Annotated in this window: 23 protein-coding genes and 2 tRNA genes; 19 read left to right on the forward strand and 6 right to left on the reverse strand. The window is 68.6% G+C overall.

The genetic code is table 11. The features are described from left to right. Positions 1–6 precede the first annotated feature (6 nt). The 5 genes from ilvN (at position 7) to VF557_19025 (ending at position 5,809) form a co-directional block, all read left to right on the forward strand. Positions 7–531 carry an acetolactate synthase small subunit gene (gene ilvN / locus VF557_19005; GenBank protein ID HEX8082305.1) on the forward strand — a complete coding sequence of 175 codons (525 nt, stop codon included), beginning with the start codon at positions 7–9 and terminating at the stop codon, positions 529–531. Positions 532–614: 83 nt separating this feature from the next. Then, the gene (gene ilvC / locus VF557_19010; GenBank protein HEX8082306.1) at positions 615–1,649 is read left to right on the forward strand and encodes a ketol-acid reductoisomerase; all 1,035 of its coding nucleotides are present in this window, start codon (positions 615–617) and stop codon (positions 1,647–1,649) included. Positions 1,650–1,690: 41 nt separating this feature from the next. Then, complete coding sequence (locus VF557_19015; protein ID HEX8082307.1) at positions 1,691–2,713, forward strand: 3-isopropylmalate dehydrogenase; 1,023 nt, start codon at positions 1,691–1,693, stop codon at positions 2,711–2,713. Positions 2,714–2,799: 86 nt separating this feature from the next. After that, a complete protein-coding gene (cimA, locus tag VF557_19020; protein HEX8082308.1) occupies positions 2,800–4,371 on the forward strand; it encodes a citramalate synthase in 1,572 nt (523 codons plus the stop codon). Positions 4,372–4,486: 115 nt separating this feature from the next. Continuing rightward, on the forward strand, positions 4,487–5,809 hold the full coding sequence (locus tag VF557_19025) for a DUF222 domain-containing protein (GenBank protein HEX8082309.1): 1,323 nt from the start codon (positions 4,487–4,489) through the stop codon (positions 5,807–5,809). Between the two features lie 65 nt (positions 5,810–5,874). Here the strand turns inward: VF557_19025 and VF557_19030 are convergent, their stop codons facing one another. Further along, entirely contained in the window at positions 5,875–6,897 is a 1,023-nt protein-coding gene (locus VF557_19030) for a zinc-dependent alcohol dehydrogenase family protein (protein ID HEX8082310.1), read from the reverse strand. A gap of 138 nt (positions 6,898–7,035) precedes the next feature. On the opposite strand from VF557_19030, the gene VF557_19035 reads away from it, so the two are divergent. After that, complete coding sequence (locus VF557_19035; protein HEX8082311.1) at positions 7,036–7,905, forward strand: helix-turn-helix transcriptional regulator; 870 nt, start codon at positions 7,036–7,038, stop codon at positions 7,903–7,905. A gap of 427 nt (positions 7,906–8,332) precedes the next feature. After that, positions 8,333–8,485, forward strand: coding sequence for a hypothetical protein (locus VF557_19040; GenBank protein ID HEX8082312.1), 153 nt, complete (start codon positions 8,333–8,335; stop codon positions 8,483–8,485). 586 nt (positions 8,486–9,071) lie between these two features. Here VF557_19040 and VF557_19045 read toward each other — a convergent pair. Beyond that, entirely contained in the window at positions 9,072–9,527 is a 456-nt protein-coding gene (locus VF557_19045; protein ID HEX8082313.1) for a hypothetical protein, read from the reverse strand. Between the two features lie 72 nt (positions 9,528–9,599). On the opposite strand from VF557_19045, the gene VF557_19050 reads away from it, so the two are divergent. The 4 genes from VF557_19050 (at position 9,600) to VF557_19065 (ending at position 11,844) form a co-directional block, all read left to right on the forward strand. Beyond that, on the forward strand, positions 9,600–10,394 hold the full coding sequence (locus VF557_19050) for a fumarylacetoacetate hydrolase family protein (GenBank protein HEX8082314.1): 795 nt from the start codon (positions 9,600–9,602) through the stop codon (positions 10,392–10,394). 108 nt (positions 10,395–10,502) lie between these two features. After that, positions 10,503–10,574: transfer RNA gene (locus VF557_19055), tRNA-Gln, on the forward strand. Between the two features lie 62 nt (positions 10,575–10,636). Beyond that, positions 10,637–10,712: transfer RNA gene (locus VF557_19060), tRNA-Glu, on the forward strand. 142 nt (positions 10,713–10,854) lie between these two features. After that, positions 10,855–11,844: a peptidoglycan-binding domain-containing protein gene (locus VF557_19065; protein HEX8082315.1), complete on the forward strand. Its 990-nt coding sequence runs from the start codon at positions 10,855–10,857 to the stop codon at positions 11,842–11,844. A gap of 59 nt (positions 11,845–11,903) precedes the next feature. Here VF557_19065 and VF557_19070 read toward each other — a convergent pair whose 3' ends face one another. Beyond that, positions 11,904–12,467: a flavin reductase family protein gene (locus VF557_19070; GenBank protein HEX8082316.1), complete on the reverse strand. Its 564-nt coding sequence runs from the start codon at positions 12,465–12,467 to the stop codon at positions 11,904–11,906. A gap of 204 nt (positions 12,468–12,671) precedes the next feature. On the opposite strand from VF557_19070, the gene VF557_19075 reads away from it, so the two are divergent. From VF557_19075 to VF557_19095, 5 genes are all read left to right on the forward strand, one after another. Beyond that, positions 12,672–13,550 carry a Gfo/Idh/MocA family oxidoreductase gene (locus tag VF557_19075; GenBank protein HEX8082317.1) on the forward strand — a complete coding sequence of 293 codons (879 nt, stop codon included), beginning with the start codon at positions 12,672–12,674 and terminating at the stop codon, positions 13,548–13,550. An 88-nt stretch (positions 13,551–13,638) separates the two neighbouring features. Continuing rightward, positions 13,639–14,199: an adenylate kinase gene (locus VF557_19080; GenBank protein ID HEX8082318.1), complete on the forward strand. Its 561-nt coding sequence runs from the start codon at positions 13,639–13,641 to the stop codon at positions 14,197–14,199. A 240-nt stretch (positions 14,200–14,439) separates the two neighbouring features. Next, a complete protein-coding gene (locus VF557_19085; protein ID HEX8082319.1) occupies positions 14,440–14,727 on the forward strand; it encodes a hypothetical protein in 288 nt (95 codons plus the stop codon). Positions 14,728–14,772: 45 nt separating this feature from the next. Beyond that, the gene (locus VF557_19090; protein HEX8082320.1) at positions 14,773–15,030 is read left to right on the forward strand and encodes a CsbD family protein; all 258 of its coding nucleotides are present in this window, start codon (positions 14,773–14,775) and stop codon (positions 15,028–15,030) included. 118 nt (positions 15,031–15,148) lie between these two features. Further along, complete coding sequence (locus VF557_19095; GenBank protein ID HEX8082321.1) at positions 15,149–15,427, forward strand: GlsB/YeaQ/YmgE family stress response membrane protein; 279 nt, start codon at positions 15,149–15,151, stop codon at positions 15,425–15,427. 188 nt (positions 15,428–15,615) lie between these two features. Here the strand turns inward: VF557_19095 and VF557_19100 are convergent, their stop codons facing one another. After that, complete coding sequence (locus VF557_19100; protein ID HEX8082322.1) at positions 15,616–16,335, reverse strand: IclR family transcriptional regulator; 720 nt, start codon at positions 16,333–16,335, stop codon at positions 15,616–15,618. Between the two features lie 70 nt (positions 16,336–16,405). Between VF557_19100 and leuC the strand changes: the two genes are divergently transcribed. From leuC to VF557_19115, 3 genes are read left to right on the forward strand one after another with little or no spacing between them, the layout of a single operon-like run. Continuing rightward, a complete protein-coding gene (leuC, locus tag VF557_19105; GenBank protein HEX8082323.1) occupies positions 16,406–17,803 on the forward strand; it encodes a 3-isopropylmalate dehydratase large subunit in 1,398 nt (465 codons plus the stop codon). 13 nt (positions 17,804–17,816) lie between these two features. After that, complete coding sequence (gene leuD, locus VF557_19110; protein ID HEX8082324.1) at positions 17,817–18,413, forward strand: 3-isopropylmalate dehydratase small subunit; 597 nt, start codon at positions 17,817–17,819, stop codon at positions 18,411–18,413. Next, a complete protein-coding gene (locus tag VF557_19115; GenBank protein HEX8082325.1) occupies positions 18,367–19,365 on the forward strand; it encodes an HU family DNA-binding protein in 999 nt (332 codons plus the stop codon). The genes leuD and VF557_19115 overlap by 47 nt, the downstream gene beginning before the upstream one ends. Positions 19,366–19,441: 76 nt before the next feature. On the opposite strand, the gene VF557_19120 is transcribed toward VF557_19115, so the two are convergent. Together VF557_19120 and VF557_19125 are read right to left on the reverse strand one after the other, a co-directional pair. Further along, positions 19,442–20,329 carry an NUDIX domain-containing protein gene (locus tag VF557_19120; protein ID HEX8082326.1) on the reverse strand — a complete coding sequence of 296 codons (888 nt, stop codon included), beginning with the start codon at positions 20,327–20,329 and terminating at the stop codon, positions 19,442–19,444. After that, complete coding sequence (locus VF557_19125; protein ID HEX8082327.1) at positions 20,326–22,494, reverse strand: RNA degradosome polyphosphate kinase; 2,169 nt, start codon at positions 22,492–22,494, stop codon at positions 20,326–20,328. The genes VF557_19120 and VF557_19125 overlap by 4 nt, the downstream gene beginning before the upstream one ends. Positions 22,495–22,584: the final 90 nt, after the last annotated feature.

The raw sequence follows: 22,584 nt of genomic DNA on the forward strand, positions 1-22,584 counted from the left end.
TATGTCATGAGCGTCCATACCCTGTCGGTGCTGGTCGAGAACAAGCCTGGCGTGCTGGCCCGGGTGTCGGGGCTGTTCAGCCGCCGCGGCTTCAACATCGAATCGCTGGCGGTCGGGCCCACCGAGCATCCGGAGGTCTCTCGGATGACGATCCTGGTCTCGGCCGAGGGCAATGCCCTGGAGCAGGTCACCAAGCAGCTCAACAAGCTGGTCAACGTGTTGAAGATCGTCGAGCTCGAGCCGGGCCAGGCGGTGCAACGCGAGCTGCTGCTGGTCAAGGTCCGGGCGGACGAAGGCAGCCGCAGCGCGGTGCTCGACATCGTGGAGCTGTTCAACGCCAAGGTCGTCGACGTCAGCCCGGAGGCGCTCACGGTAGAGGTCATCGGCCCGCCTGCGAAGCTGGAGGCCGTGTTGAAGATGATGGAGCCGTACGGGATCCGTGAGATGGTCCAGTCCGGCATGGTGGCACTGGGCCGCGGCCCGCGTTCGATGAGGCAGGCGGCGCTGCGGGCGGTGGAACGAGCCGGTTGACAACGCAGCACAGGATCGGATAGCTCAGCACGACAGCGGCCGTCGCCCGGACGGCTCGCCCCGAAGGAGAGGGACGCCATTTCATGGCCGTGGAGATGTACTACGACGACACCGCCGACCTGTCGATCGTGCAGGGACGCACGGTTGCCGTGCTCGGGTTCGGCAGCCAGGGCCACGCCCACGCGCTGAGCCTGCGCGATTCCGGCGTCGACGTCCGGGTCGGACTGCCCGAGGGCTCCAAGAGCTGGGGCAAGGCCGAAGACGCCGGGCTGCGGGTGCTGACTCCGGCCGAGGCTGCCGCCGAGGCCGACCTGATCATGATCCTGGCGCCGGACCACAAGCAGCGAGCGCTCTACACCGAGTCGGTCGAGCCGCACCTTCAGGACGGTGACGCGATCTTCTTCGGGCACGGCTTCAACATCCGGTTCGGTTACATCAAGCCGCCACCGAACGTCGACGTCGCGATGGTGGCGCCCAAGGGCCCCGGGCACCTGGTACGGCGGCAGTTCGCCGACGGCAAGGGCGTGCCGGTGCTGGTCGCCGTGGAGCACGACGCCACCGGCAAGGCCTTCGAGCTGGCGCTGTCCTACGCCAAGGCCATCGGCGGCACCCGGGCCGGCGCGATCAGGACCACCTTCACCGAAGAGACCGAGACCGACCTGTTCGGCGAGCAGGCGGTGCTGTGCGGCGGTGTCTCACAGCTGGTGCAGTACGGCTTCGAGGTGCTCACCGAGGCCGGCTACGAGCCCGAGATCGCCTACTTCGAATGCCTGCACGAGCTCAAGCTGATCGTCGACCTGATGTATGAGGGCGGAATCGCCAAGCAGCGCTGGTCGATCTCGGACACCGCCGAGTACGGCGACTACGTCTCAGGCCCCCGGGTGATCGACGCGCGCGTCAAGGAGAACATGAAGGCGGTCCTCAGCGAGATCCAGGACGGCTCGTTCGCCGCGCGCTTCATCGCCGACCAGGATGCCGGCGCTCCGGAGTTCACAGCGTTGCGGGCCAAGGGCGAGCAGCATCCGATCGAGGAGACCGGGCGCAAGCTGCGTGGCCTGATGAGCTGGGTGAACAGCGACGCCGACGCCGACTATCACGAGGGCACCGCCGCCCGTTAGGCGTCACCCGCGGTCAGGTACGAGCGAAACAGGGTAGATCCATGAAATTGGCTGTGGTCCCCGGTGACGGGATCGGCGGCGAGGTCATCGCGCAGGCGCTGAAGGTGCTGGACGCGGTGCTGCCTGGTGTCGAGAAGACCCGGTTCGACCTGGGCGCGATCCTGTGGCACCGCACCGGCGAGGCACTGCCGGACTCGGTGCTCGCCGAGCTGCGCCAGCACGACGCGATCCTGCTCGGCGCGGTCGGCGACCCGTCCGTGCCGTCCGGGGTGCTCGAGCGCGGTTTGCTGTTGCGGTTGCGGTTCGAACTCGATCACTACGTCAACCTGCGCCCGGCCAAGCTGTACCCAGGCGTCAGCACCCCGCTGGCCGGCCGGCCCGACATCGACTTCGTGGTCTACCGGGAGGGCACCGAGGGGCCCTACGCCGGCAACGGCGGCGCCTTGCGCAAGCACAGCCCGCACGAGATCGCGACCGAGGTGAGCATCAACACCGCCTTCGGCGTCGGGCGAGTGGTGCGGGCCGCGTTCGAAGGCGCCACCCGGCGGCCACGCAAGCACCTGACCCTGGTGCACAAGAACAATGTGCTGGTGCACGCCGGTGATCTGTGGTTCCGGACGGTGCGGCAGGTGGCTGAGGAGTACCCGCAGGTCACCGTCGCCTACCACCACGTGGACGCGGCGACGATCTACCTGGTGACCGATCCCGGACGTTATGACGTGATCGTCACCGACAACCTGTTCGGTGACATCCTCACCGATCTGGCGGCGGCCATCGCGGGCGGAATCGGCTTGGCCGCAAGCGGGAACATCAACCCGGCCAGGACCAGCCCGTCGATGTTCGAGCCGGTGCACGGCTCGGCTCCTGACATCGCCGGTCAGGCCAAGGCCGATCCGACCGCGGCGATCCTGTCAGTCGCGATGTTGCTCAGTCACCTCGGCCAGGACGAGGCGGCGGCCCGGGTGGAGGCGGCGGTGGCCGCCGATCTGAGCGCCCGCGATCCGGCCGGGCCGGGCAGCACCGATGAGATCGGCGAGCGGATCGCGTCCGCCACCGCACCCTGATCCTCGCGCGCCTGATATCCGGTCGCGCACTGATCCCAGCCGCGCCCGACCCAGCGACGCATCCCCTGTCCGGAAAAGAGACCGCCATGCTCAGCGACGACTTCCACGTCTTCGACACCACCCTGCGCGACGGCGCCCAACGTGAGGGCATCAGCTATTCGGTGACGGACAAGCTGGCGATAGCCCGGCTGCTCGACTCGCTGGGAGTCGGCTTCATCGAGGGCGGTTGGCCCGGCGCGGTTCCCAAGGACACCGAGTTCTTCACCCGGGCCGCCGGAGGTGAGTTGCTGCTGCGGCACGCCACCCTGGTGGCCTTCGGCGCCACCCGCAAGCCCGGCGTCGCGGTGGCCGAGGATTCCCAGGTGCGGGCCCTGCTCGACAGCGGCGCCCCGGTCATCACGCTGGTGGCCAAGTCCGATGTCTGGCACGTCGAACGCGCCCTGCGCACCAGCCGGCAGGAGAACCTGGCGATGGTGTCGGACACCGTCGGCTACCTGACAGCGGCCGGTCGCCGGGTGTTCCTCGACTGCGAGCACTTCTTCGACGGCTACTCCCATGACCGGGACTACGGGCTGCGGGTGCTCGAGGCCGCCGCGGCGGCGGGTGCGGACGTAGGGGTGCTGTGCGACACCAACGGCGGCATGCTGCCGATGGGCATCGCCGAGGTGGTGTCGGCGGTGTCGGCTCGCACCGGCATCCGGCTGGGCATCCACACCCAGGACGACACCGGCTGCGCGGTCGCCAACACCCTCGCCGCGGTGGCTGCCGGGGCGACTCACGTGCAGGGCACCGCCAACGGCTACGGCGAGCGGGCCGGCAACGCCGACCTCTTCTCGGTGATCGGGGGCCTGGTGTTCAAGATGGGCCTGGACGTGCTGCCGCCGGGCGCGATCGCTGAGAGCGTTCGGGTGTCGCACGCGATCGCCGAGATCGCCAACCTGGCGCCGGACACCCACGCTCCCTATGTCGGCAGTTCCGCCTTCGCGCACAAGGCCGGCCTGCACGCCTCGGCGATCAAGGCCGGTCCGGAGCTGTACAACCACCTGGAGCCGGAGCGGGTCGGCAACAGCCAGCGGATCCTGATCACCGAGATGGCCGGCCGGGCCTCGGTCGAGTTGAAGTCGGCGGAGCTTGGCGTGGACGTCAGCAGCCGGGCGGACGTGGTCGGCAAGGTGGTGGAACGGGTCAAGGAGCGCGAATCGGCCGGATGGTCCTACGAAGCCGCGGACGCCTCGTTCGAGTTGCTGGTCCGCGAGGAATTGCACACCGCGCCCACCCAGTTCACCGTCGAGTCCTATCGGGTGATCATCGACCGCCGGGAAGACGGCAGCGTGATGACCGAGGCGACGGTCAAGGTGCATGCCGGCGACCGCCGGATGATCACCACCGCGGAGGGCAACGGCCCGGTCAACGCCCTGGACCTGGCGCTTCGCTCAGCGTTGGAGGAAGTCTTTCCGAGGCTGGCGGGCCTGGAGTTGTCGGACTACAAGGTCCGCATCCTGCCGGGCAAGCACGGCACCGACGCGACTACCCGGGTGCTCATCGAGACCTCTGACAAGGCCGAGGAGTGGACGACGGTCGGGGTGCATCCCAATATCGTCGAGGCGTCCTGGCTGGCATTGGCTGACGCCGTGCGGTTCGGCCTGCTGGAGCGCTGAGACTGAGGTCGGCTGGGGGTCGGCTGGGGGTCGGCTGGGGGTCGGCTTCCCTGCTGAAACACAATCCCTTTATGTACCAGCACTATTGTCAGACCCTCCCCGTAGTGTCTGATACATGGACAAGCTGACTGACGGGGTGGCATCGGCGGCACTTGCCGATGTCGCGGGTGAGCTGTCGTCCTATCTCGGCGATGTCTCGGCCGGGCTGCTCGGCAAGCTGACCGATGCCGACGTGCTGGCCGAGCTACGAGAATTCGAGGTGCTCCGGCGCCGGCTCGCGGTGGTCGATCACGCCCTTGTCGCCGAACTCGGGCGGCGCGCGCTGGCCGGGCGGTTGGTCCTGGGGTCCACCTCGGCGCTGCTGCAGGCGGCGTTGCGGCTGTCGCCGCGCGAGGCTGGCCAGCGAGTGGCCGCGTCGCAGGTGTGCGGGCCGCGATGGGGGCTGACCGGTGAGCAACTTGAGACGCTGTTGCCCGAGGTGGCGGCTGCCCAAGCTGCCGGAATGGTGTCACCCGAACATGCGCGGGTGATCGCGGCGACACTGGACGAGCTGCCCGGCTCGGTCGACCCGTCCGAGGTCTCGAGCGCGGAGCGGCAGTTGGTGAGGGCGGCGGCGCAGCTGCGGCCTCGCCAGGTCGGCGTGCTGGGGCAGCGGATCCTGGCCCACCTGAACCCGGACGGCGTGCTCGCCTCTGATGAGGAGCACGCCCGGCACCGGACGTTCGCGCTGATCCCCGAGGCCAATGGCGGTTACCGCGCGGCTGGGCGGTTGACGCCGGCGTGCGGTGCGCTGTTGCTGTCCTGGCTGACTCCCCGTTCGGCGCCGCGACCGGCTGCTGATGCGGCTGACCAGCCCTCGTCGCTCCTCGCCGATTCCCGCAGCCATGGCCAGCGGATGCACGACGCGCTGGAAGAGCTGGCAGGACTCGCGGTCCGTCGCACCGAGCTGGCCGACTCCGGAGCGCCGGCTCAGGTGATCATCAGCATGACGGCCGACCAGCTGGAAAGCCGCGCCGGTTGGGCCGAGACCAGCTTCGGCCAGCTGATCACCGTGAGCCAAGCGCTGAAGCTCGCCGACGAGGCATCGATCAGCTTGCTGCTACGTGATGCCAGGGGAGTGGTGTTGAGCCATGGCCGGACGAAGCGAATCGCGACCCGAAGCCAGACCATTGCCCTGATTGCCAGGGATCGGGGCTGCACCTTTCCAGACTGCGACAAGCCACCCGAGTGGTGCCAGCGTCACCACCTGGTGGCCTGGGCCGACGGCGGAAGCACCGACCTGGACAACCTCACCCTGGTGTGCGGGTACCACCATCGCGAGTTCGAACGCGGCGGCTGGAGCTGTCAGATGTCTGACGGCCGGCCTCACTGGATCCCGCCCACCTGGATCGACCCCACCCGGACGCCCAGGCGTAATCACCGCATCGACAGGCACTAGCCAGCTAGGGCTGTCCGAAGATCCACCGGGTTGATCAGGGATGCAGGTGATCAGGACGCAGTCGATCAGGGACGCAGCAGCACCTTGACGGCGCGGCGCTCGTCCATGGCCCGGTAACCCTCAGCCACCCGCTCCAGCGGTAGCTCCAGGTCGAACACCCTGCCGGGGTCGATCTTCCGATCCCAGATCATCTGGATCAGCTCGGGCAGGAACCGGCGCACCGGCGCCGGTCCGCCCAGGGTGTGGATGCCGGCGAAGAACAGCTCGATGCCCGGAATCTTCACGTCATGGTTGACGCCGACGTAGCCGAGGTGGCCACCCCCGCGGGTGGCGCCAATGGCCTGCATGAAGGACTCCTGGGTGCCCACGGCCTCCACCACCGAGTGCGCCCCGAGACCACCGGTGAGCTCCTTGATCTTCGCCACGCCCGCGTCGCCGCGCTCCTCAACGATGTCCGTCGCGCCGTAGAAGCGGGCCAGCGCCTGCCGGTCGGCGTGCCGCGACATGGCGATGATCCGCTCCGCGCCGAGCTGCTTGGCCGCGAGAATCGCCATGAGGCCCACCGCGCCGTCACCGACGACCGCGACCGTCTTGCCGGGGCCGGCCTCGGCGGCCACCGCGGCGAACCACCCGGTGCCGAGCACGTCGGAGGCCGCCAGCAGCGACGGAATCAGATCCGGGTCCGGCTGTCCCGGCGTGGCGACCAGCGTCCCGTCCGCATGCGGAATGCGGGCCTTCTGCGCCTGGGTGCCACTCGTTGCCGCCACGAACTCGGCGTGCACGCATTTGGACTGGAACCCGGCCTGGCAGATCTCGCAGGTGTTGTCCGAGATCACGAACGAGCCGACCACGAAGTCGCCGACGGCGACGGTCTTCACCTGCTCGCCGACCTGCTCGACGATGCCGACGTACTCGTGCCCCATCGGAGTGTGCTCGACCGGCTCAACGCCGCGGTAGGGCCACAGGTCCGACCCGCAGATGCAGGTCGCCGACAGCCGGATGATCGCGTCCGTGGGCTCGATGATCTGCGGGTCCTCGCGCTCCTCGACACGGACTTCGCCGGGAGCGTGCATGACCACACCAAGCATGTCTTGTTCTCCATTCCATGGGTGGGACTTGCTGGCAAGAACCACTCAACTCCCCACGACTGCGGCCCGACAGGGCCGGTCTATCCAGGTCTTGGCAGGACCCCCCTCGACGCGCCAGGTCGCCGTAGCGTGGACGACATGGACAATCGGGTTGAGGTGCGTGACTTCCTGACGACCAGGCGGGCCAAGATCACGCCGGAGCAGGCGGGAGTGCCGCTCTACAGCCGGCGCAGGCGCGTCCCGGGCCTGCGCCGCGAAGAGGTCGCCCAGCTCGCCGGGGTCAGCACCGATTACTACACGCGGCTGGAGAAGGGAAACCTGGGCAGCGCCTCCGACAGCGTCCTGGAAGCGATCGCCCGCGCGCTGCACCTCGACGACGCCGAGCGGGCGCACCTTCTCGACCTGGCCCAGGCTGCCCGCGGCGGCGCGCAACCGCTCCGGCGACGCAAGCAGGCGCGGGAGCTTCGGCCCAGCCTGCAACACATGCTCGACGCGATGAGCACCGTTCCGGCGTTCATCAACAACGGCCGGCTCGACCTCATCGGCGCCAACGCCCTCGCCCGCGCCTTCTACGCCGAGGTCCTCGACAGCCCCGTCAAGCCGGCGAACTTCGCCCGCTACTGCTTCCTCGACCCCAGGGCCCGAGAGTTCTACCCGAACTGGGAGCAGGCCGCTGACACGGTCGCCGCCCTGCTGCGCACCGAAGCCGGGCGCGATCCGCACAGCCGGGCACTCACCGACCTCGTCGGCGAGCTCGCCACGCGAAGCGACGCCTTTCGCACTCGTTGGGCCGCGCACAACGTCCACGTCCACGTGACGGGCTCCAAGCTGTTCCGCCACCCCGTGGTCGGCGAACTCCACCTCGCCTTCAACACCATTCCCCTGCCGGGTGACCCCGGATTGTCGCTCACCGTCTACACCCCCGAGCCCGGGACCGGCACCGACGAGCGGCTGGGCCTGCTCGCCAGCTGGGCAGCGACGCCGGTAGCGCAAGGCGGCAGCGGGTAAGTGCCGTGTGCCAGCCAACGCATTCTTCAACCACACGAGGCCCTATGAAGCAGCCAACTCTGTACTTGATCGTCGGGCTTCCGGGGATCGGTAAGACGACCGCCGCACGACGGATCGAGGAAGAGCAAGGAGCCCTTCGCCTCACCAAAGATGAGTGGATGAAGGCCCTTTACGGCCGCGACAACCCGGTTGCGGCGTCGGATGTGATCGAGGGCCGGCTGATCCAGATCGGGATGCGTGCCCTGCGACTGGGCATCAACGTCGTCATCGACTACGGCCTGTGGGGTCGGGACGAACGGTCCGCCCTGCGACAAGCCGCAGCAGACGCGGGTGCGGCTGTCGTGATCTGCTACTTCGAGCTCACGGTCGCCGAACAGCGGAACCGCTTGGACAAGCGCCAAGCCGAAGCCTCACACAGACCTGGCCGATGTCTGACCACGAACTCGTCGAATGGGCTGCCAAGATCGACATCCCGACGCCGGGTGAACTCGACGGGAGCGAACCTATCGGTGAGCCGCCCGTTGGATTCGCGACCTGGCGCGAGTGGACCGTCTACCGCTGGCCGCCGGCCTTGTCGTGAGTACGCCGGATGCCGGAGTGAGCCAAGCAGCTGACCCCGCAGCCGCCTTCCGTGCCGCGGGAGCCGCAGACCAGACCGGTAGAGCCACAGGTCGTGTCTTCTGAACCGGTCGCGCCTTATCGCCAGTTCGAACGCGGCGGCTGGAGCTGCCAGATGACCGAGGCCAGCCCCACGCGTGCCACGTAGAACGGCAACGCCTTAGCCCTACGTTCCTAAGACGCCGATAGCATGCCTGCCTATCGGCTAATAAGGGAGTACACCTTGGCACTGGCAGGCGGGATCTTCGCCTTGGAATCGGCCCTTATGATCCTCGGCCTAGTCCAGGGCTGGGATATGTGGTTGGTCATTTTCCTTGCCGTTATGGCCCTATGGAGTCTCGCAATGTTCGTGGTGGCCCTACGAAAGCGCGCCATGCCTACCGTGAGTTCCGGCGAGACAAGCACACCCAGCTGAACCGGCTTTTACGCACAGTGCTCAACGACCGAGAACACACAGCCCCCGTCCTAGCCGCGCGGGTATTCGGTATGACAGATGGCCGCGTGCAGACCTGTCAGTTGAACAATGGATTGTTCGAATGCGGGTCTGCTCAGCGGGCGCGGGTCAAGCAGATGGCGCCGCAGCCACCGTTCGCGCTGCTGGAGCTGCAAACCAGGCCGGTAGAGCCACAGGTCGAGCCTTCCGGACTGGCGGCGCCTTGCGAGCTGACCGAGCCATCCGAACCGGCCGAGCCGTGGGCTGCGCTTCGCGAAGCGGCCGAGCCACAGGTGACGCCACTGGAGTGGGCGGCGGCGGCCAGCACCTCGTCCAGTCGCCGCTCAGCCTCGGCGGCTTCGGTCAATGACACCGAATGCCACAGACCCCACGCCACTCCGAGCAGCGCCACGGCCAGCACCGCGACGAGCAAGCCGGCCAGCTTCCAGCCGACGCCGTCCAGCGTGACCACCAGGATCGCGGCGACCAGCAGCGCCAGGCCGAGAGGCGCCAACACCAGCGCCATCCGCCGCCGCCGGGCCGGCGCTATCGCGTACAGTTCCTCGCTCACCCTTCGAGTATCCGCCATGCCCAGTCGCACCGACGCCGCAACCGCCGACCGACGACCGGTAGCCTCGGGTCCGTGCGTATCGCGAGATTTGTTCACCCCGGCGGAATCGCGTGGGGAGTGGTGGAAGCTCCGGCCACGGCCGGCGCCAACCCGCCCTTCGAGGCCCTCACCGTCGCCGTCATCAAGGACCACCCGATGGGCCCGATCGAGTTCACCGGCGAGCGCTACGCCATCGGCGACGTTCGGCTGCTGGCCCCGATCCTGCCCAGCAAGGTGGTCGCCGTCGGCCGCAACTACGCCGCGCACGCCGCCGAGTTGGGCAATGAACTTCCCGAGCGGCCGCTGATCTTTCTCAAGCCGTCCACCTCGGTGATCGGCGCCCACGACCTGATCCGGCTGCCGATCGACTCCGACCAGGTGGAGCACGAGGCAGAACTGGCCTTGGTGATCGGCCGGGTAGCCAAGGACCTGCCGCGCGAGCAGGCGCTGGGCGCCGTGTTCGGATACACCTGCGCCAACGACGTCACCGCCCGCGACCAGCAACGCGCGGACGTCCAGTTCACCCGCGCCAAGAGCCACGACTCGTTCTGCCCGATCGGGCCCTGGATCGACACCAGCTTCGACCCGAGCGCGGCACGGGTCCGGGCCCTGGTCAACGGCCAGACCAGGCAGGACGGCAACACCAGCGACATGATCTTCGACGTGGCCACCCTCGTCTCGTTCATATCCCACGTGATGACGCTGGTTCCCGGTGACGTGATCCTGACCGGCACCCCCGACGGCGTCGGACCGATCACCGACGGCGACACGGTCACCATCGCGATCGACGGCCTCGGCGAGCTCACCAACCCGGTCCGCGCACGGTAGGCCCACTGCGCCCCTGCGACAGGCCGACCCAAAGCCCGATTTCGATAGCGCGCTCGCCGTCGGGTAGAGTTCCGTCTCGGCCCGCTTGGCGACAGGTTCGGGCAGTAGTGGGGTATGGGGTAATTGGCAGCCCAACTGATTCTGGTTCAGTTAGTCTAGGTTCGAGTCCTGGTACCCCAGCGCGAAAGCTGGAAGAGCGGTTTTTGCAGCAAGCAGTACAGCGGTTAGCGTGTTCTACCTAGGGCCCCGTCGTCTAGCGGCCTAGGACGCCGCCCTCTCACGGCGGTAGCGAGGGTTCGAATCCCTTCGGGGCTACCAGTCAAGAGCCTCCGGACTAGATCTGGAGGCTCTTTCGCATCCGGGTACCACCAGTTGTGGTCGCGGCCTTCAGTGCCGCCCAGCCCCGCCGATAGGCAAAGAACCCGGGCATAGAGGTCTCGGACTTGCTGTGGAGATGCCGATGCCCCGCACCGCCCCGTTCCGTCTGCTGGCCAAACCCGTCCGGATTGCAGCCGCGCTGCTGCTGACGTCCGCGCTGAGCGGCGGTGTGCTGGTGGCCTCCGCCCCGGCCGGCACGGCCGCGGTGCCGAGCCTGAAGGCGCCGGCCGGCCTGCTCAGCCCGATCGAGCCGCTGGCCGCCTACGTGGAGCAGGTCGCCTGCCAGCCGGTATGGCGTCCGGGCACCCTGGCCCTGGGCCAGTTGCTGGTCAAGACCTATCCCAACACCAGCTTCGGCAACCCGCGCGACTGCACCGCCGACACCAGCGAGCACTACGACTCCCGTGGCCTTGACTGGATGAACTCGGTTCGCGACAAGACCCAGGCCGCCCAGGCCGCCTCGGTGATGACCTTCCTGCTCAGCACCGACCGCTGGGGCAACAAGTTCGCCAACGCCCGCCGGATGGGCATCATGTACATGATCTGGAACAACAAGATCTGGAGCACCTGGAGCGGCGGCAAGTGGGAGCCCTACCACAACTGCGCCAGCACCCCGTCGCCGGCGCTGGACAGCTCCTGCCACCGCAACCACGTGCACTTCTCGCTGTCCTGGAACGGCGCCATCGGCCGGACGTCCTTCTGGAGCCGGCACGTCTTCGCCGCCACCGACTACGGGCCCTGCCGTCCGAGTGACCTGAACTGGTCGGGCAACTACGGCACCCACAACCCCAACCGGTGCCCCCGCTACCCCCAGGTCAGCCCCCCGGCCGGATCCTCGGCGGTCATGAAGGGCCTGGTGACGTTCTCTGGCGCCACCACGTTCCCCGGCATGCGCGGCGGGCCGATCTCGGCCGTCCAGCGCGCCTTCAACAAGACGGTCACCGGGCACTACGACCTGGCCACGGTGGGCGCGGTCAACCGGTTCAAGGTTCGGCACGGCCTGCCCGCCAACGGCGTCATCGACGCCAAGACCTGGCGTGCCCTGCTGGCCTTCTACAAGCCCCGGGTCTAGCCGCTCAACGCTCGGGCCTGGTCGGACGGCTCAGCCGGTCAACCGGCCGGCTCAGCCGGTCAACCGAACGGCTCAGCCGGCTCAGGCGCGCGGTCACCGCGTTCCGGGGCCGCCGTGAGGTACCGGCCACGGCGGTGGATCAGCGGCGGTTGCTCGTCGCCGAACTCGGTGTGCACCACCTCAAGCTGCACCAGCAGCCCCCAGCCGAGCTGAACCGGTGGCCGGTCGCTGAGCCGGCACCCGGCCCAGCTGCCCGCGCCCCGCAGGGCCGGACCCCAGTCGGTCTCGGTCCACTCGGCCAGCCGGAACGGGCCGCCCGGCGCGGGCGCCACGTAGCCGAAGGCGTCGGCCAGCTGACGATGCTGCCAGCTGAGCAGCGTGATCACCGCGGCGCCGGTGCCGCGCAGCCCGTCCCACAGCTCTGACAGCGGGTCCAGGACGCCGGCGACATAGCCCGGCTCGCCATCGGCGACCAGCAGCGAGGACACCGTCAACCCGCACCACTCGTCGCCGGAGCCCGCGGTCCACAGCGTCACCGGTGACGGCAACCGGCCCCGCAGCCGCCGGATCGGGCTGCGCTCAGCCTCCGGCGGCAGGAACGGATGCTGGCCGGACATGCTCATGGCCCCAGTCTGGCACCGGGAGTCCGCAGCAGGAGTCTGGCACCGGGAGTCTGGCGTCGGCGCGCCGTGTCAACGGCTGCGTTCAAGCCGGTCAGCCACTGATGGCAGAGTTGAGGCACTGGGCGGCTGCTGGCCATCTCACGTCACATGCCAGCTGCGAGCGTCGACTCACGGCGCGGCGGGCGGCTCACCGGGGGAGCGGCGATGAGCATGCGAGTGGGGCTGGTCGGCAACGGTCACTGGGCCCGGGTCACCCATGCGGCCGGCCTGAACCGCGAACCGGCCGTCGAACTCAGCGGAATCTGGGGCCGCGACCAGGCCAAGACAGCAGCCCTGGCCGCCGAGCTGGGCGTCACCGGCTATGACGCGGTGGACCAGATGTTCGCCGAGGTGGACGCGGTCGCCTTCTCGGTGCCGCCCCAGGTGCAGGCCGAGCTGGCGTTGCGGGCTGCCCGGGCGGGCAAGCACCTGTTGCTCGAGAAGCCGATCGCCGTGTCGGTGGCTGAGGCTAACCGGCTGGCCGAGGCGGTGGCCGAGGCCGGCGTGGCCTCGGTGGTCTTCTTCACCGCCCGCTTCGACGCCGGCCAGCGGCAGTGGCTGGAGCAGATCGCGGGGCGCTCGGACTGGGACGGCGCGGCCGGGCTCTGGCTCGGCTCGGCCTTCGCGGCCGGCAGCCCCTTCGACACCCCCTGGCGCCATGACAAGGGCGGCCTGTGGGATGTCGGCCCGCACGCCCTGGCGATCCTGACCGGGGCGCTCGGGAAGATCGTCGAGATCACGGCCCGGCCCGGCCGGCGTGACCTGGTGCACCTGATCATGCGGCACGAGTCGGGAGTGAGCAGCAGTTACGCGGTCAGCATCGACACCCCTGAAGCCGCTTCGGAGGTGAGTCTCACGGTGTGGGGACCGGCCGGTCGCTCGCTGATGCCGCGATCCCCGGCCGATGCCAGCCACGCGCTCGCGACGGCGGCTCGCGAGCTGGCAGCCGCGGCCCAGAAACCGGCGCCCAGCCATCCCTGCGACGTGCGGTTGGGCAGTTCGGTGGTCCGGTTGCTCGCCGAAGCCGAACGGCAGCTCGGATGAACCTGAGCCCGAACGGCAGAAAGGGGCTGAGTCGGCAATGAGGCTGAGTCGGCAATGAGGCTGAATCCGCGATGAGGGGAGCTCCGCTGTGAGGTTGGTGATGCTGGGCGCGCCCGGTTCGGGCAAGGGAACCCAGGGTGCTCGACTGGCCGAGCGTCTTCAGGTGCCCCACATCGCCTCGGGGGACTTGCTGCGTGCCCAGGTCCGGGACCGGACGGAGCTCGGCCGGCTCATCGCCGGTTGCCTTGATTCCGGAAAGCTGGTGCCTGACGAGCAGGTCCTCGATCTGGTGCTGCCCGTGGTGCTCGCCGCCGCGGCCGGAGCCGGCGGCTACGTTCTGGACGGCTTTCCCAGATCAGTGGCGCAGGCTGTCAAAGCCGAGAGCGTGCTTGCCGAGTCCGACGCCGGTGTCGAGCGGGTGATCTTTCTCGCCGTCCCGGAGCCCGTGCTCGTCGAGCGCTTGCTGGAACGAGCCGGCGCGGCCGGGCGCAGCGATGACACCCCTGAGGTGATCGGTGACCGGCTGCGGGTGTTCCAGGCCGAGACCCGCCCGCTGATCGATCACTACCGGGCTCGCGGCCTGCTGCTGGAGGTGGCCGCGGACCGACCCGCGGAAGAGATCACGCAAGCAATCGTCACGATCCTGTAGCGATTACAACCAAGTTATGATAATCACAGTTTACAACTACAAATCGGACTGGTGTTCGACATTTCTATCGCCACAACAAGCCAGCACCGGTTAGAATACCTAGATCGGCTATACAGCCAGCCGTGAACGATTCCCGTTCAAAGCAGGTCGACGTCGCTTGCGGGGCACGCTGAGCCACTCTGGCTCGAGGGCTGGTGCCGCTGGTTGCGTTTCACCTCTTGGTTGATCACTGAGGTCCGCATGACCACACTGCCGGATACCCGAATCTCGCCGGACGGCGAGCCCGACTATCACGACCGTTCCTTCGCCGACATCGTGGAGCGCTTGTTCCGCGAATTCGAGGATCGATTGTCCCTCACCGCCATCGTTGAGGTGGTCCGGGAGTCCCGGCAGCATCTACGGGGTTCACCGGTCGGCGCGCTGCCCGAGCTGACCGAACGGCTCGCGCACGAACGGCTCGAACGACTTGTCCAAGCCGCCGCGAACGACCAGGGGCCGGCTGCTCCGTATTTGACCGTGCTGTCCTGACTGTGCTGTCCTGACTGCGAGTCCACAGACCCGGCCACTGGGCGAATGCTCCAACCAGAGCCTTCGTCCTGGCCGTTGCAAGAACCGGTGATGCCCGCTGGGTATCCCGTCGATGGTGAGGAGAATCCATTGAGTGCACTGGACAAAGCAAAGAACAAGGCCGAAGAGGTCGGCGGCATGGCCAAGGAGCGGGCAGGCGACGCCACCGGCGATGACAACTTGAAGGCTGAAGGCCAGGTCGACCAGACCAAGGGCAACCTCAAGCAAGCCGGTGAAAAGGTCAAGGACGCTTTCAAGGACTGAGTAGTTCCGTCTCGTCCCCGCCGGAGCATTCCGGCGGGGACCTGCCGTACCTGGGTGCTATCCACCCGCACGGTTCGTTCCACGTCATCACAATGTCATTCACGAAAGGAGCGTTCTCATGTTCGGTTTGATCATCACCCTTCTCATCGTCGGCCTTATCGCCGGTGCGCTCGCCAGGCTGCTGGTTCCCGGCCGCCAGCAGATGAGCATCTTCGCGACCATCCTGCTGGGCATCGTCGGCTCGTTCATCGGCGGCTTCCTGGGCTACCTGCTCTTCGGCAAGGACGGTGACGAGGGCGCCTTCCAGCCGTCCGGCCTCATCGGCTCGATCATCGGCGCGATCATCGCCCTGCTGATCTGGCAGGCCGTCGGAAACCGTCGGTCCGCCGTTCGCTGACCCAGCGGGCGGGCCGGTTGCTGATCCGTCAGCCCCGGCACACCGAGATCTGACGAAAGGGGCAGTCGCGACGCGACTGCCCCTTTCGGCTTGTCCGGTCGGCTTGTCCGGTCGGCTTCTGGCTGTTGGACGCCGGATGAGCGTGGGCCGGGATGGGTCAGACTTCGTGAGCCACGGCTTGTCGCTGGTCAGGACCGTGGCGAGTCGGGACGCGGGTCATGCAGGCGCTGAGCGGCAGCCGTCAGGATCGGGGCGAATCGCGGACCGGGCGAGCGACCCAGCCGCTCGATCGGCCCGGAGATCGAGATCGCCGCGACCACCCGACGGCCCCGGCCGAAGACCGGCGCCGACACCGACGCGACGCCGGCCTCGCGCTGACCGACGGACTGCGCCCAGCCGCGCCGGCGGACTTCGGCCAGCACCCGGTCGGTGAACTCCGCCTCCCGCAGCAGCGTGGCGACTGTCTCGGCCGGTTCCCAGGCACAGAGCACCTGCGCGCCGGAGCCTGCGGTGAGCGGCAGCCGGGCGCCCAGCGGCACCGTGGTGCGCAGGCCGGCGGCTCGCTCGGCCGCTGCCACGCAGACCCGGTCCAGGCCGTCGCGGCGGTAGAGCTGGGCACTCTCACCAGCCGTGTCGCGCACCCAGGCCAGCACCTCGCCCGCCCGTTCGAGCAGCGGGTCGGCCGCGGCCGCGGCGAGCTCGGCCAGCCGCGGGCCGGGCACGAACCGGCCGGCGGCGTCGCGGACCAGTAGCCGGTGCACCTCGAGCGCGACGGCCAACCGGTGCGCGGTCGCTCGCGGAATCGTCGTGCGTTCAACGAGTTCAGCAAGCGAGGCCGGACCGGTCGCCGTGGCGGCGAGGATGGCCACCGCCTTGTCGAGCACGCCGATCGCGCTATGCTGTCCCATAGTTCGATACTATCTTCTCATATTCTGAGACACAACGGCCCGGCCACATCCGGGTGCGCGGGGAGTGGGCATGGCCAAGACGCTGGCGGAGAAGCTCTGGGAAGGCCATCTGGTGCACAGCGCGGCCGGTGAGCCTGACCTGCTCTACATCGACATGCATCTCATCCACGAGGTCACCAGCCCGCAGGCTTTCGACGGCCTGCGGCTGGCCGGGCGTCCGGTGCGCCGGCCCGAACTGACTCTGGCGACCGAGGATCACAACGTCCCGACCACCGACATCTTCGCCCCGATCGCTGACCCGGTCAGCCGCGTCCAGGTGGAGACACTGCGCCGCAACTGCGAGGAGTTCGGCGTCACCTTGTACCCGATGGGGCATCGCGATCAAGGCATCGTGCACGTGATCGGTCCGCAGCTCGGGATCACCCAGCCCGGCATGACCATCGTCTGCGGCGACTCGCACACCTCTACCCATGGCGCGTTCGGAGCGCTGGCGTTCGGCATCGGGACCAGCCAGGTGGAGCACGTGCTGGCCACCCAGACGCTGCCGCTGGAGCGACCCAAGACCATGGCGGTGACGGTCGAGGGCCGGCTGCAGCCCGGCGTCACCCCGAAGGACGTCATCCTGGCAGTGATAGCCCAAACCGGCACCGGTGGCGGCCAGGGGCACATGGTGGAGTACCGCGGCGAGGTCTTTCGGCAGATGAGCATGGAAGGCCGGATGACCGTGTGCAACATGAGCATCGAATGGGGCGCCCGGGCCGGCATGATCGCACCGGACGAGATCACCTTCGACTACCTGCGAGGCCGCCCGCACGCCCCGGCCGGCGCCGACTGGCACGCCGCGGTGGCGTACTGGAAAAGCCTGGCCACCGATCCGGACGCTGAGTTCGACGCGGAGGTGCGCCTGGACGCCGCCGAGATCAGCCCGTTCGTCACCTGGGGAACCAACCCCGGCCAGGGAGCGCCACTGTCGGCAAGCGTTCCCGACCCGGCCGGGTACGCCGAGGAGTCCGACCGGGTCTCGGCCGAGAAAGCCCTGGCCTACATGGGCCTGGCGGCCGGCACCCCGCTGCGCGACATCAAGGTGGACACGGTGTTCGTCGGCTCGTGCACCAACGGCCGGATCGAGGACCTGCGGGCGACCGCGGCCGTGTTGCGTGGTCGCAAGGTAGCCGACGGGGTGCGGATGCTGGTGGTGCCCGGCTCCATGCGGGTCCGCGAGCAAGCCGAACGGGAGGGCCTGGACGAGGTGTTCATCGCGGCCGGAGCGCAATGGCGCCAGGCAGGTTGCTCGATGTGCCTGGGGATGAATCCCGATCAGCTCGGCGCCGGCGAGCGCAGCGCCTCGACCTCGAACCGGAACTTCGAAGGGCGGCAGGGCAAGGGCGGGCGCACTCACCTGGTGTCACCGCCGGTCGCCGCGGCCACCGCTATCACCGGGCGCCTGGCCAGCCCGGCCGATCTGTGAGGCAGGACGAGCAATGGACAAGTTCACCGTGCACACCGGCCGGGCAGTGCCGTTGCGGCGAAGCAATGTCGACACCGATCAGATCATCCCCGCCGTCTACCTCAAGCGGGTCACCAGAACCGGCTTCTCCGACGGGCTCTTTCAGGCCTGGCGGGCCGACGAGCCTGACTTCGTCCTGAACCAGCAACGCTATGCGGGCGCGTCGGTGCTGGTCGCCGGTCCGGACTTCGGCACCGGCTCATCGCGGGAGCACGCCGTGTGGGCGCTCTGGGACTACGGCTTCCGGGTGGTGATCTCACCACGTTTCGCCGATATCTTCCGGGGCAATTCGCTCAAGGCCGGACTGTTGACCGTGGTGCTGCCGGAGAAGACCGTCCAGCGGCTGCTCGATGACATCTGCGACGATCCACGGATCGAGGTCACCGTCGACCTGCCGGAGCGGCAGGTGCGCTGGCCTGGTGAGGTGCACGGGTTCGAACTCGATGACTACACCCGCTGGCGGCTGCTCGAAGGCTTGGACGACATCGCGGTGACGTTGCGCGACACCGCGGCAATCGACCGCTATGAACAAGGTCGCAGACCGTGGTTGCCGGTGGCGCGGCAGGGCTGAGCCGGCTCGGATCGCCCGCCGCGCGCCCCCGCGCGGAGTGCGGGTTCGCCGCGCGCGGTCAGATAGTGCTTGCGACACAAGCCGATTGCGTTGTTTCTGGAGCAACCACGCCTTACCGTTCCTGCGGGAGGGTTGGCCACGGTGGCCGACCGGCGTCCTGGGAGGACACGTGAACAAGGCTCAGTTCATCGAGGCGCTGGCAACTCGTCTCGGCTCCGACAAGAAGGCGGCCGGTAACGCACTCGACGCCGTGCTCGATGAGATCTACTCCGTCGTGGTCAAGGGCGAGAAGCTGGCGCTGACCGGGTTCGGCTCGTTCGAGAAGCGAGACCGTGGGGCTCGGGTCGCGCGCAACCCCGCGACCGGGGCCAGCGTCCGGGTCAAGAAGACCTCGGTGCCCGCATTCCGGGCAGGCGCTGAATTCAAGGCCGTGGTCAGTGGCGCGAAGAAGCTGCCCAAGCCGGCCAAGAAGGCTGCCGCGGCTGTCAAGGCCACTCCGGCCAGGCGAAGCGCCGCCGCCCCGGGAGGCAGCTCGGCGAGCAACGGCGCCTCGGGCGGCAACGCCACCCCCGGCAAGGCGAGCGCCACCAAGGCAACCACGAGCAAGGCAACCGGCGCCAAGGCGGCCGCTACCAAGACGGCTCCGGCGAAGTCGGCAGCCACCAAGGCAGCACCGGCGAAGCGGCCCGCCGCCAAGGCGAGCGCGTCGGGCGCCGCCAAGTCCGCACCGGCCAGCAAGGCGACCGCGGGCAAGGCGACTGCCGGTAAAGCCACTACCGGCAAGGCCACCGCCAGTAAAGCCACCGCCGGTAAAGCCACCGCCGGCAAGGCCACTGCCGGCAAGGCCACTGCCGGTAAGGCGACCGCTGCCAAGGCGACGGCCGCTCCGAACGGCGCCGGCGAGCCGGCCAAGAAGACGGCCAGGCGCGCTCCCGCCAAGCGCTCCGGCTGATCTGCTCGAGCAGGGCCGCCGTCCCCGCGGCGGACCTCCTCGCCGACCGGTGGCTTTCCCTTGCCCTGATGGACCTTCAGGTGCCGAGCCGCGGGTAGTAGTCGGCCGCGATCACGCCGCGATCAGCGATCGACAGCACCCATAACGATCCCTTGCGCGTCGGATACGGCGCGCCAGGTGCGCCGAGTTGCTTCAGCAGCGCCGGAATCGTCTCGCCCTGGCTGCAGATCACCGTCGTGCCCGGCTGCTCCAACGCCTCCCGCACGGTTGCCCGGCCGGCGTCGGGCTCCTTGTTATAAGCCTCATCCGACAACGTGGGCGCGCTGAGCACCGGCAGGCCCAGGTGCTCGGCCAGCGGCTGGACGCTCTGCTCGCAGCGCACCCGGTCCGCGGCCAGCAGCTGCCGCGGATGGAATGCCGCCAGCACCGGCACCGCCTCGCGGGCCTGCCTGCGCCCGGCCTTGTCCAGCGGCCGTAACCGGTCATCGCCGCTGAACGCGGATCGCTTGCCGGCCCTGGCATGGCGGAGCAGCAGCAGGGTCCTGGTGGGGACGGGCAGCCGGGCGAAGTCGGCCAGCACACCGCGATCGGCCGGGTAGCTCAGCTGCTGGGTCGCCTCGGCCACCGTGGCCCAGCGCAGCTGATCGACCTCGTTTCCGGCGACGTGCTCGCCGCCGCGATAGCGCATCGCCCAGTAGGAGACCCGCTTGATCGCATCGTCGCCGAACGGGTACTCCACCGAGGACAGCCGCCGGCCGACCTCGACCTCGGCGCCGGTCTCCTCCTCGACCTCTCGGACGGCAGCCAGCAGCGGATGCTCACCGGAGTGCAGCTTGCCCTTGGGCAACGTCCAATCCTCGTAGCGGGGCCGGTGCACCACCGCCACCTGCAGCCGGTCATCGTCCTGGCGCCACAACACCCCGCCGGCCGCGGGAGTGGCTTGGCCCTGGACCGTGCCGTTCACGCGCCCCGCGCGGCCAACCGCGTGAGCAGCACCTGCTGGTAGTCCACCGATCTCCCTCCGCCGCGACGCACCCACTGGTCATCGGCCTGCAATTCCCAGGCAGTGGTGTCGGGGTCGAAGGCCAGATCCAGCGTCGCGCGCAACTGCTCGGCGTTGCTGCCGGTGACCTGGGTGAGCACCTCCACCCGCCGATCGAGGTTGCGGTGCATCAGGTCGGCCGAGCCGATCCAGTACTCGGGATCGCCGTCGTTGGCCACGTAGAAGATCCGGGAGTGCTCCAGGAACCTGCCGAGTATCGAGCGCACCGTGATGTTCTCGCTCAGCCCGGGGACTCCGGCCTTGATGGTGCAGAAGGTCCGCACCATCAACTCGACCTTCACCCCGGCCGCCGAGGCCCGGTACAGCGCGTCGATCAGGGTCTCGTCCACCAGGTGATTGCACTTGATCTGGATGTGCGCGCTCTTGCCGGCCTTGGCGTTGTCGATCTCTCGCTCGATCCGCGTCAGCAGCCCCGGCCGCAGTCCCTGCGGAGCGACCAGCAGCGTCCGGTACTCGGTCTGGCGCGAGTAGCCGGTCAGCACGTTGAACAGGTCGGTCAGGTCCGCGCAGATCCTCTCATCGGCGGTGAACAGCCCCAGATCCTCGTACAGCCGCGCGGTCTTGGGGTGGTAGTTGCCGGTGCCGATATGGGCGTAGCGGCGCAGCGAGCCACCTTCCTGGCGTACCACCAGCGAGGTCTTGCAGTGCGTCTTGAGCCCCACCAGCCCGTAGACGACGTGGCAGCCGGCGCGCTCCAGCGCCCTGGCCCACTTGATGTTGGCCTGCTCGTCGAAACGCGCCTTGATCTCGACCAGCGCCATCACCTGCTTGCCGGCCTGGGCGGCGTCGATCAACGCGTCCACGATCGGCGAGTCACCGGAGGTGCGGTACAGCGTCTGCTTGATGGCGAGCACATTGGGATCGGCCGCGGCCTGCTCGATGAAGCGCTGCACGCTGGTGGCGAAGGACTCGTAGGGATGGTGCACCAGCACGTCGCCGTCGCGCAGGGTGGCGAACACCGACTTCGGCGTCTCGCCGTCGACGAAGCGCGGATGGGTGGCCGGCACGAACGGCTTCTCCTTCAACGCCGGCCGGTCCACGTCATAGACCTGCCACAACGAGGTGAGGTCGAGCAGACCCGGTACCCGCAGTACCTCTTCGGGCTGGACGTCGATCTCGCTGGTCAGCAGGTCGAGCACCTCGTCGGCGATGTTCTCGGCTACTTCGAGCCGGACCGCCGGGCCGAACCGGCGCCGGACGAGTTCGCGCTCCAGAGCCTGCAGCAGGTCCTCGTCGCGGTCCTCGTCGACCTCGAAGTCGGTGTTGCGGGTGACCCGGAAGAGGTGGTGCTGGACGATCTGCATGCCCGGGAACAGCGCGGACAGGTGCGCCGCGATCAGCTCCTCGATGGGCAGGAATCCGGCCTCCTCGGAGGTCTTGCGCACCGTCACGAACCGCGCCACGTTGTTGGGCACCTTCACCCGGGCGAACTTGTCCAGCTCGGATCCGGGCTCGCGGACCAGCACCGCCAGGTTGAGCGAGAGCCCGGAGATGTAGGGGAACGGGTGCGCCGGGTCGACCGCCAGCGGGGTGAGCACTGGAAAGATCTTGGAGTGGAAGTACTGCGTCAACTCCTGCTGCTGGTCGGCGTCCAGGTGTTCCCAGCTCAGGATCCGGATTCCCTCGGCGGCCAGCGCCGGCTCGATGTCGGAGCTGAAGCAGCGGGCATGCCGGGCCACCAGCTCGCGGCTGCGCTCACCGATCAGCACCAGCGACTCCCGGGTGGTGAGCCCGTCCGGCGCGCGGACCCCCAGCCCCATCTCCAGCCGCCGTTTCAGCCCCGCCACCCGCACCATGTAGAACTCGTCGAGGTTGCTGGCGAAGATCGCCAGGAACTTCATCCGCTCCAGCAGCGGCTGCCGCCGGTCCTCGGCCAGCGCCAGCACCCTGGCGTTGAAGTTCAGCCAGGACATCTCGCGGTTGGAGAACCGGCCCTCCGGCAGCTGGTCCTGGTCCTGGTCCGCTGGCGCAGCCGAGCCGGCCGTGGACTCTTCGGCCGTGGACTCTGCGGACTCTGCGGACTCCGGGGACTCTGCGGACTCCGGGGTGGCAAGTGTTTCGGTCATAGGGCCATTCTGCCCGCCTAAACCCGATCAGCCGACCGGTTGCCCTCGGCTGCTCGGACTCAGCCCGTTCAGACCCTTGCCGTTCAGACC

Source organism: Jatrophihabitans sp., from assembly GCA_036389035.1.
Taxonomy (GTDB): Bacteria; Actinomycetota; Actinomycetes; order Mycobacteriales; family Jatrophihabitantaceae; genus Jatrophihabitans_A.

Coding starts and splice junctions, on each gene's coding strand:
- ilvN (HEX8082305.1), top strand. CDS start 7: ATGAGCGTCCATACCCTGTCGGTGCTGGTCGAGAACAAGCCTGGCGTG.
- ilvC (HEX8082306.1), top strand. CDS start 615: ATGGCCGTGGAGATGTACTACGACGACACCGCCGACCTGTCGATCGTG.
- VF557_19015 (HEX8082307.1), top strand. CDS start 1,691: ATGAAATTGGCTGTGGTCCCCGGTGACGGGATCGGCGGCGAGGTCATC.
- cimA (HEX8082308.1), top strand. CDS start 2,800: ATGCTCAGCGACGACTTCCACGTCTTCGACACCACCCTGCGCGACGGC.
- VF557_19025 (HEX8082309.1), top strand. CDS start 4,487: ATGGACAAGCTGACTGACGGGGTGGCATCGGCGGCACTTGCCGATGTC.
- VF557_19030 (HEX8082310.1), bottom strand. CDS start 6,897: ATGCTTGGTGTGGTCATGCACGCTCCCGGCGAAGTCCGTGTCGAGGAG.
- VF557_19035 (HEX8082311.1), top strand. CDS start 7,036: ATGGACAATCGGGTTGAGGTGCGTGACTTCCTGACGACCAGGCGGGCC.
- VF557_19040 (HEX8082312.1), top strand. CDS start 8,333: ATGTCTGACCACGAACTCGTCGAATGGGCTGCCAAGATCGACATCCCG.
- VF557_19065 (HEX8082315.1), top strand. CDS start 10,855: ATGCCCCGCACCGCCCCGTTCCGTCTGCTGGCCAAACCCGTCCGGATT.
- VF557_19070 (HEX8082316.1), bottom strand. CDS start 12,467: ATGAGCATGTCCGGCCAGCATCCGTTCCTGCCGCCGGAGGCTGAGCGC.
- VF557_19075 (HEX8082317.1), top strand. CDS start 12,672: ATGAGCATGCGAGTGGGGCTGGTCGGCAACGGTCACTGGGCCCGGGTC.
- VF557_19085 (HEX8082319.1), top strand. CDS start 14,440: ATGACCACACTGCCGGATACCCGAATCTCGCCGGACGGCGAGCCCGAC.
- VF557_19090 (HEX8082320.1), top strand. CDS start 14,773: ATGCTCCAACCAGAGCCTTCGTCCTGGCCGTTGCAAGAACCGGTGATG.
- VF557_19095 (HEX8082321.1), top strand. CDS start 15,149: ATGTTCGGTTTGATCATCACCCTTCTCATCGTCGGCCTTATCGCCGGT.
- VF557_19100 (HEX8082322.1), bottom strand. CDS start 16,335: ATGGGACAGCATAGCGCGATCGGCGTGCTCGACAAGGCGGTGGCCATC.
- leuC (HEX8082323.1), top strand. CDS start 16,406: ATGGCCAAGACGCTGGCGGAGAAGCTCTGGGAAGGCCATCTGGTGCAC.
- leuD (HEX8082324.1), top strand. CDS start 17,817: ATGGACAAGTTCACCGTGCACACCGGCCGGGCAGTGCCGTTGCGGCGA.
- VF557_19115 (HEX8082325.1), top strand. CDS start 18,367: ATGAACAAGGTCGCAGACCGTGGTTGCCGGTGGCGCGGCAGGGCTGAG.
- VF557_19125 (HEX8082327.1), bottom strand. CDS start 22,494: ATGACCGAAACACTTGCCACCCCGGAGTCCGCAGAGTCCCCGGAGTCC.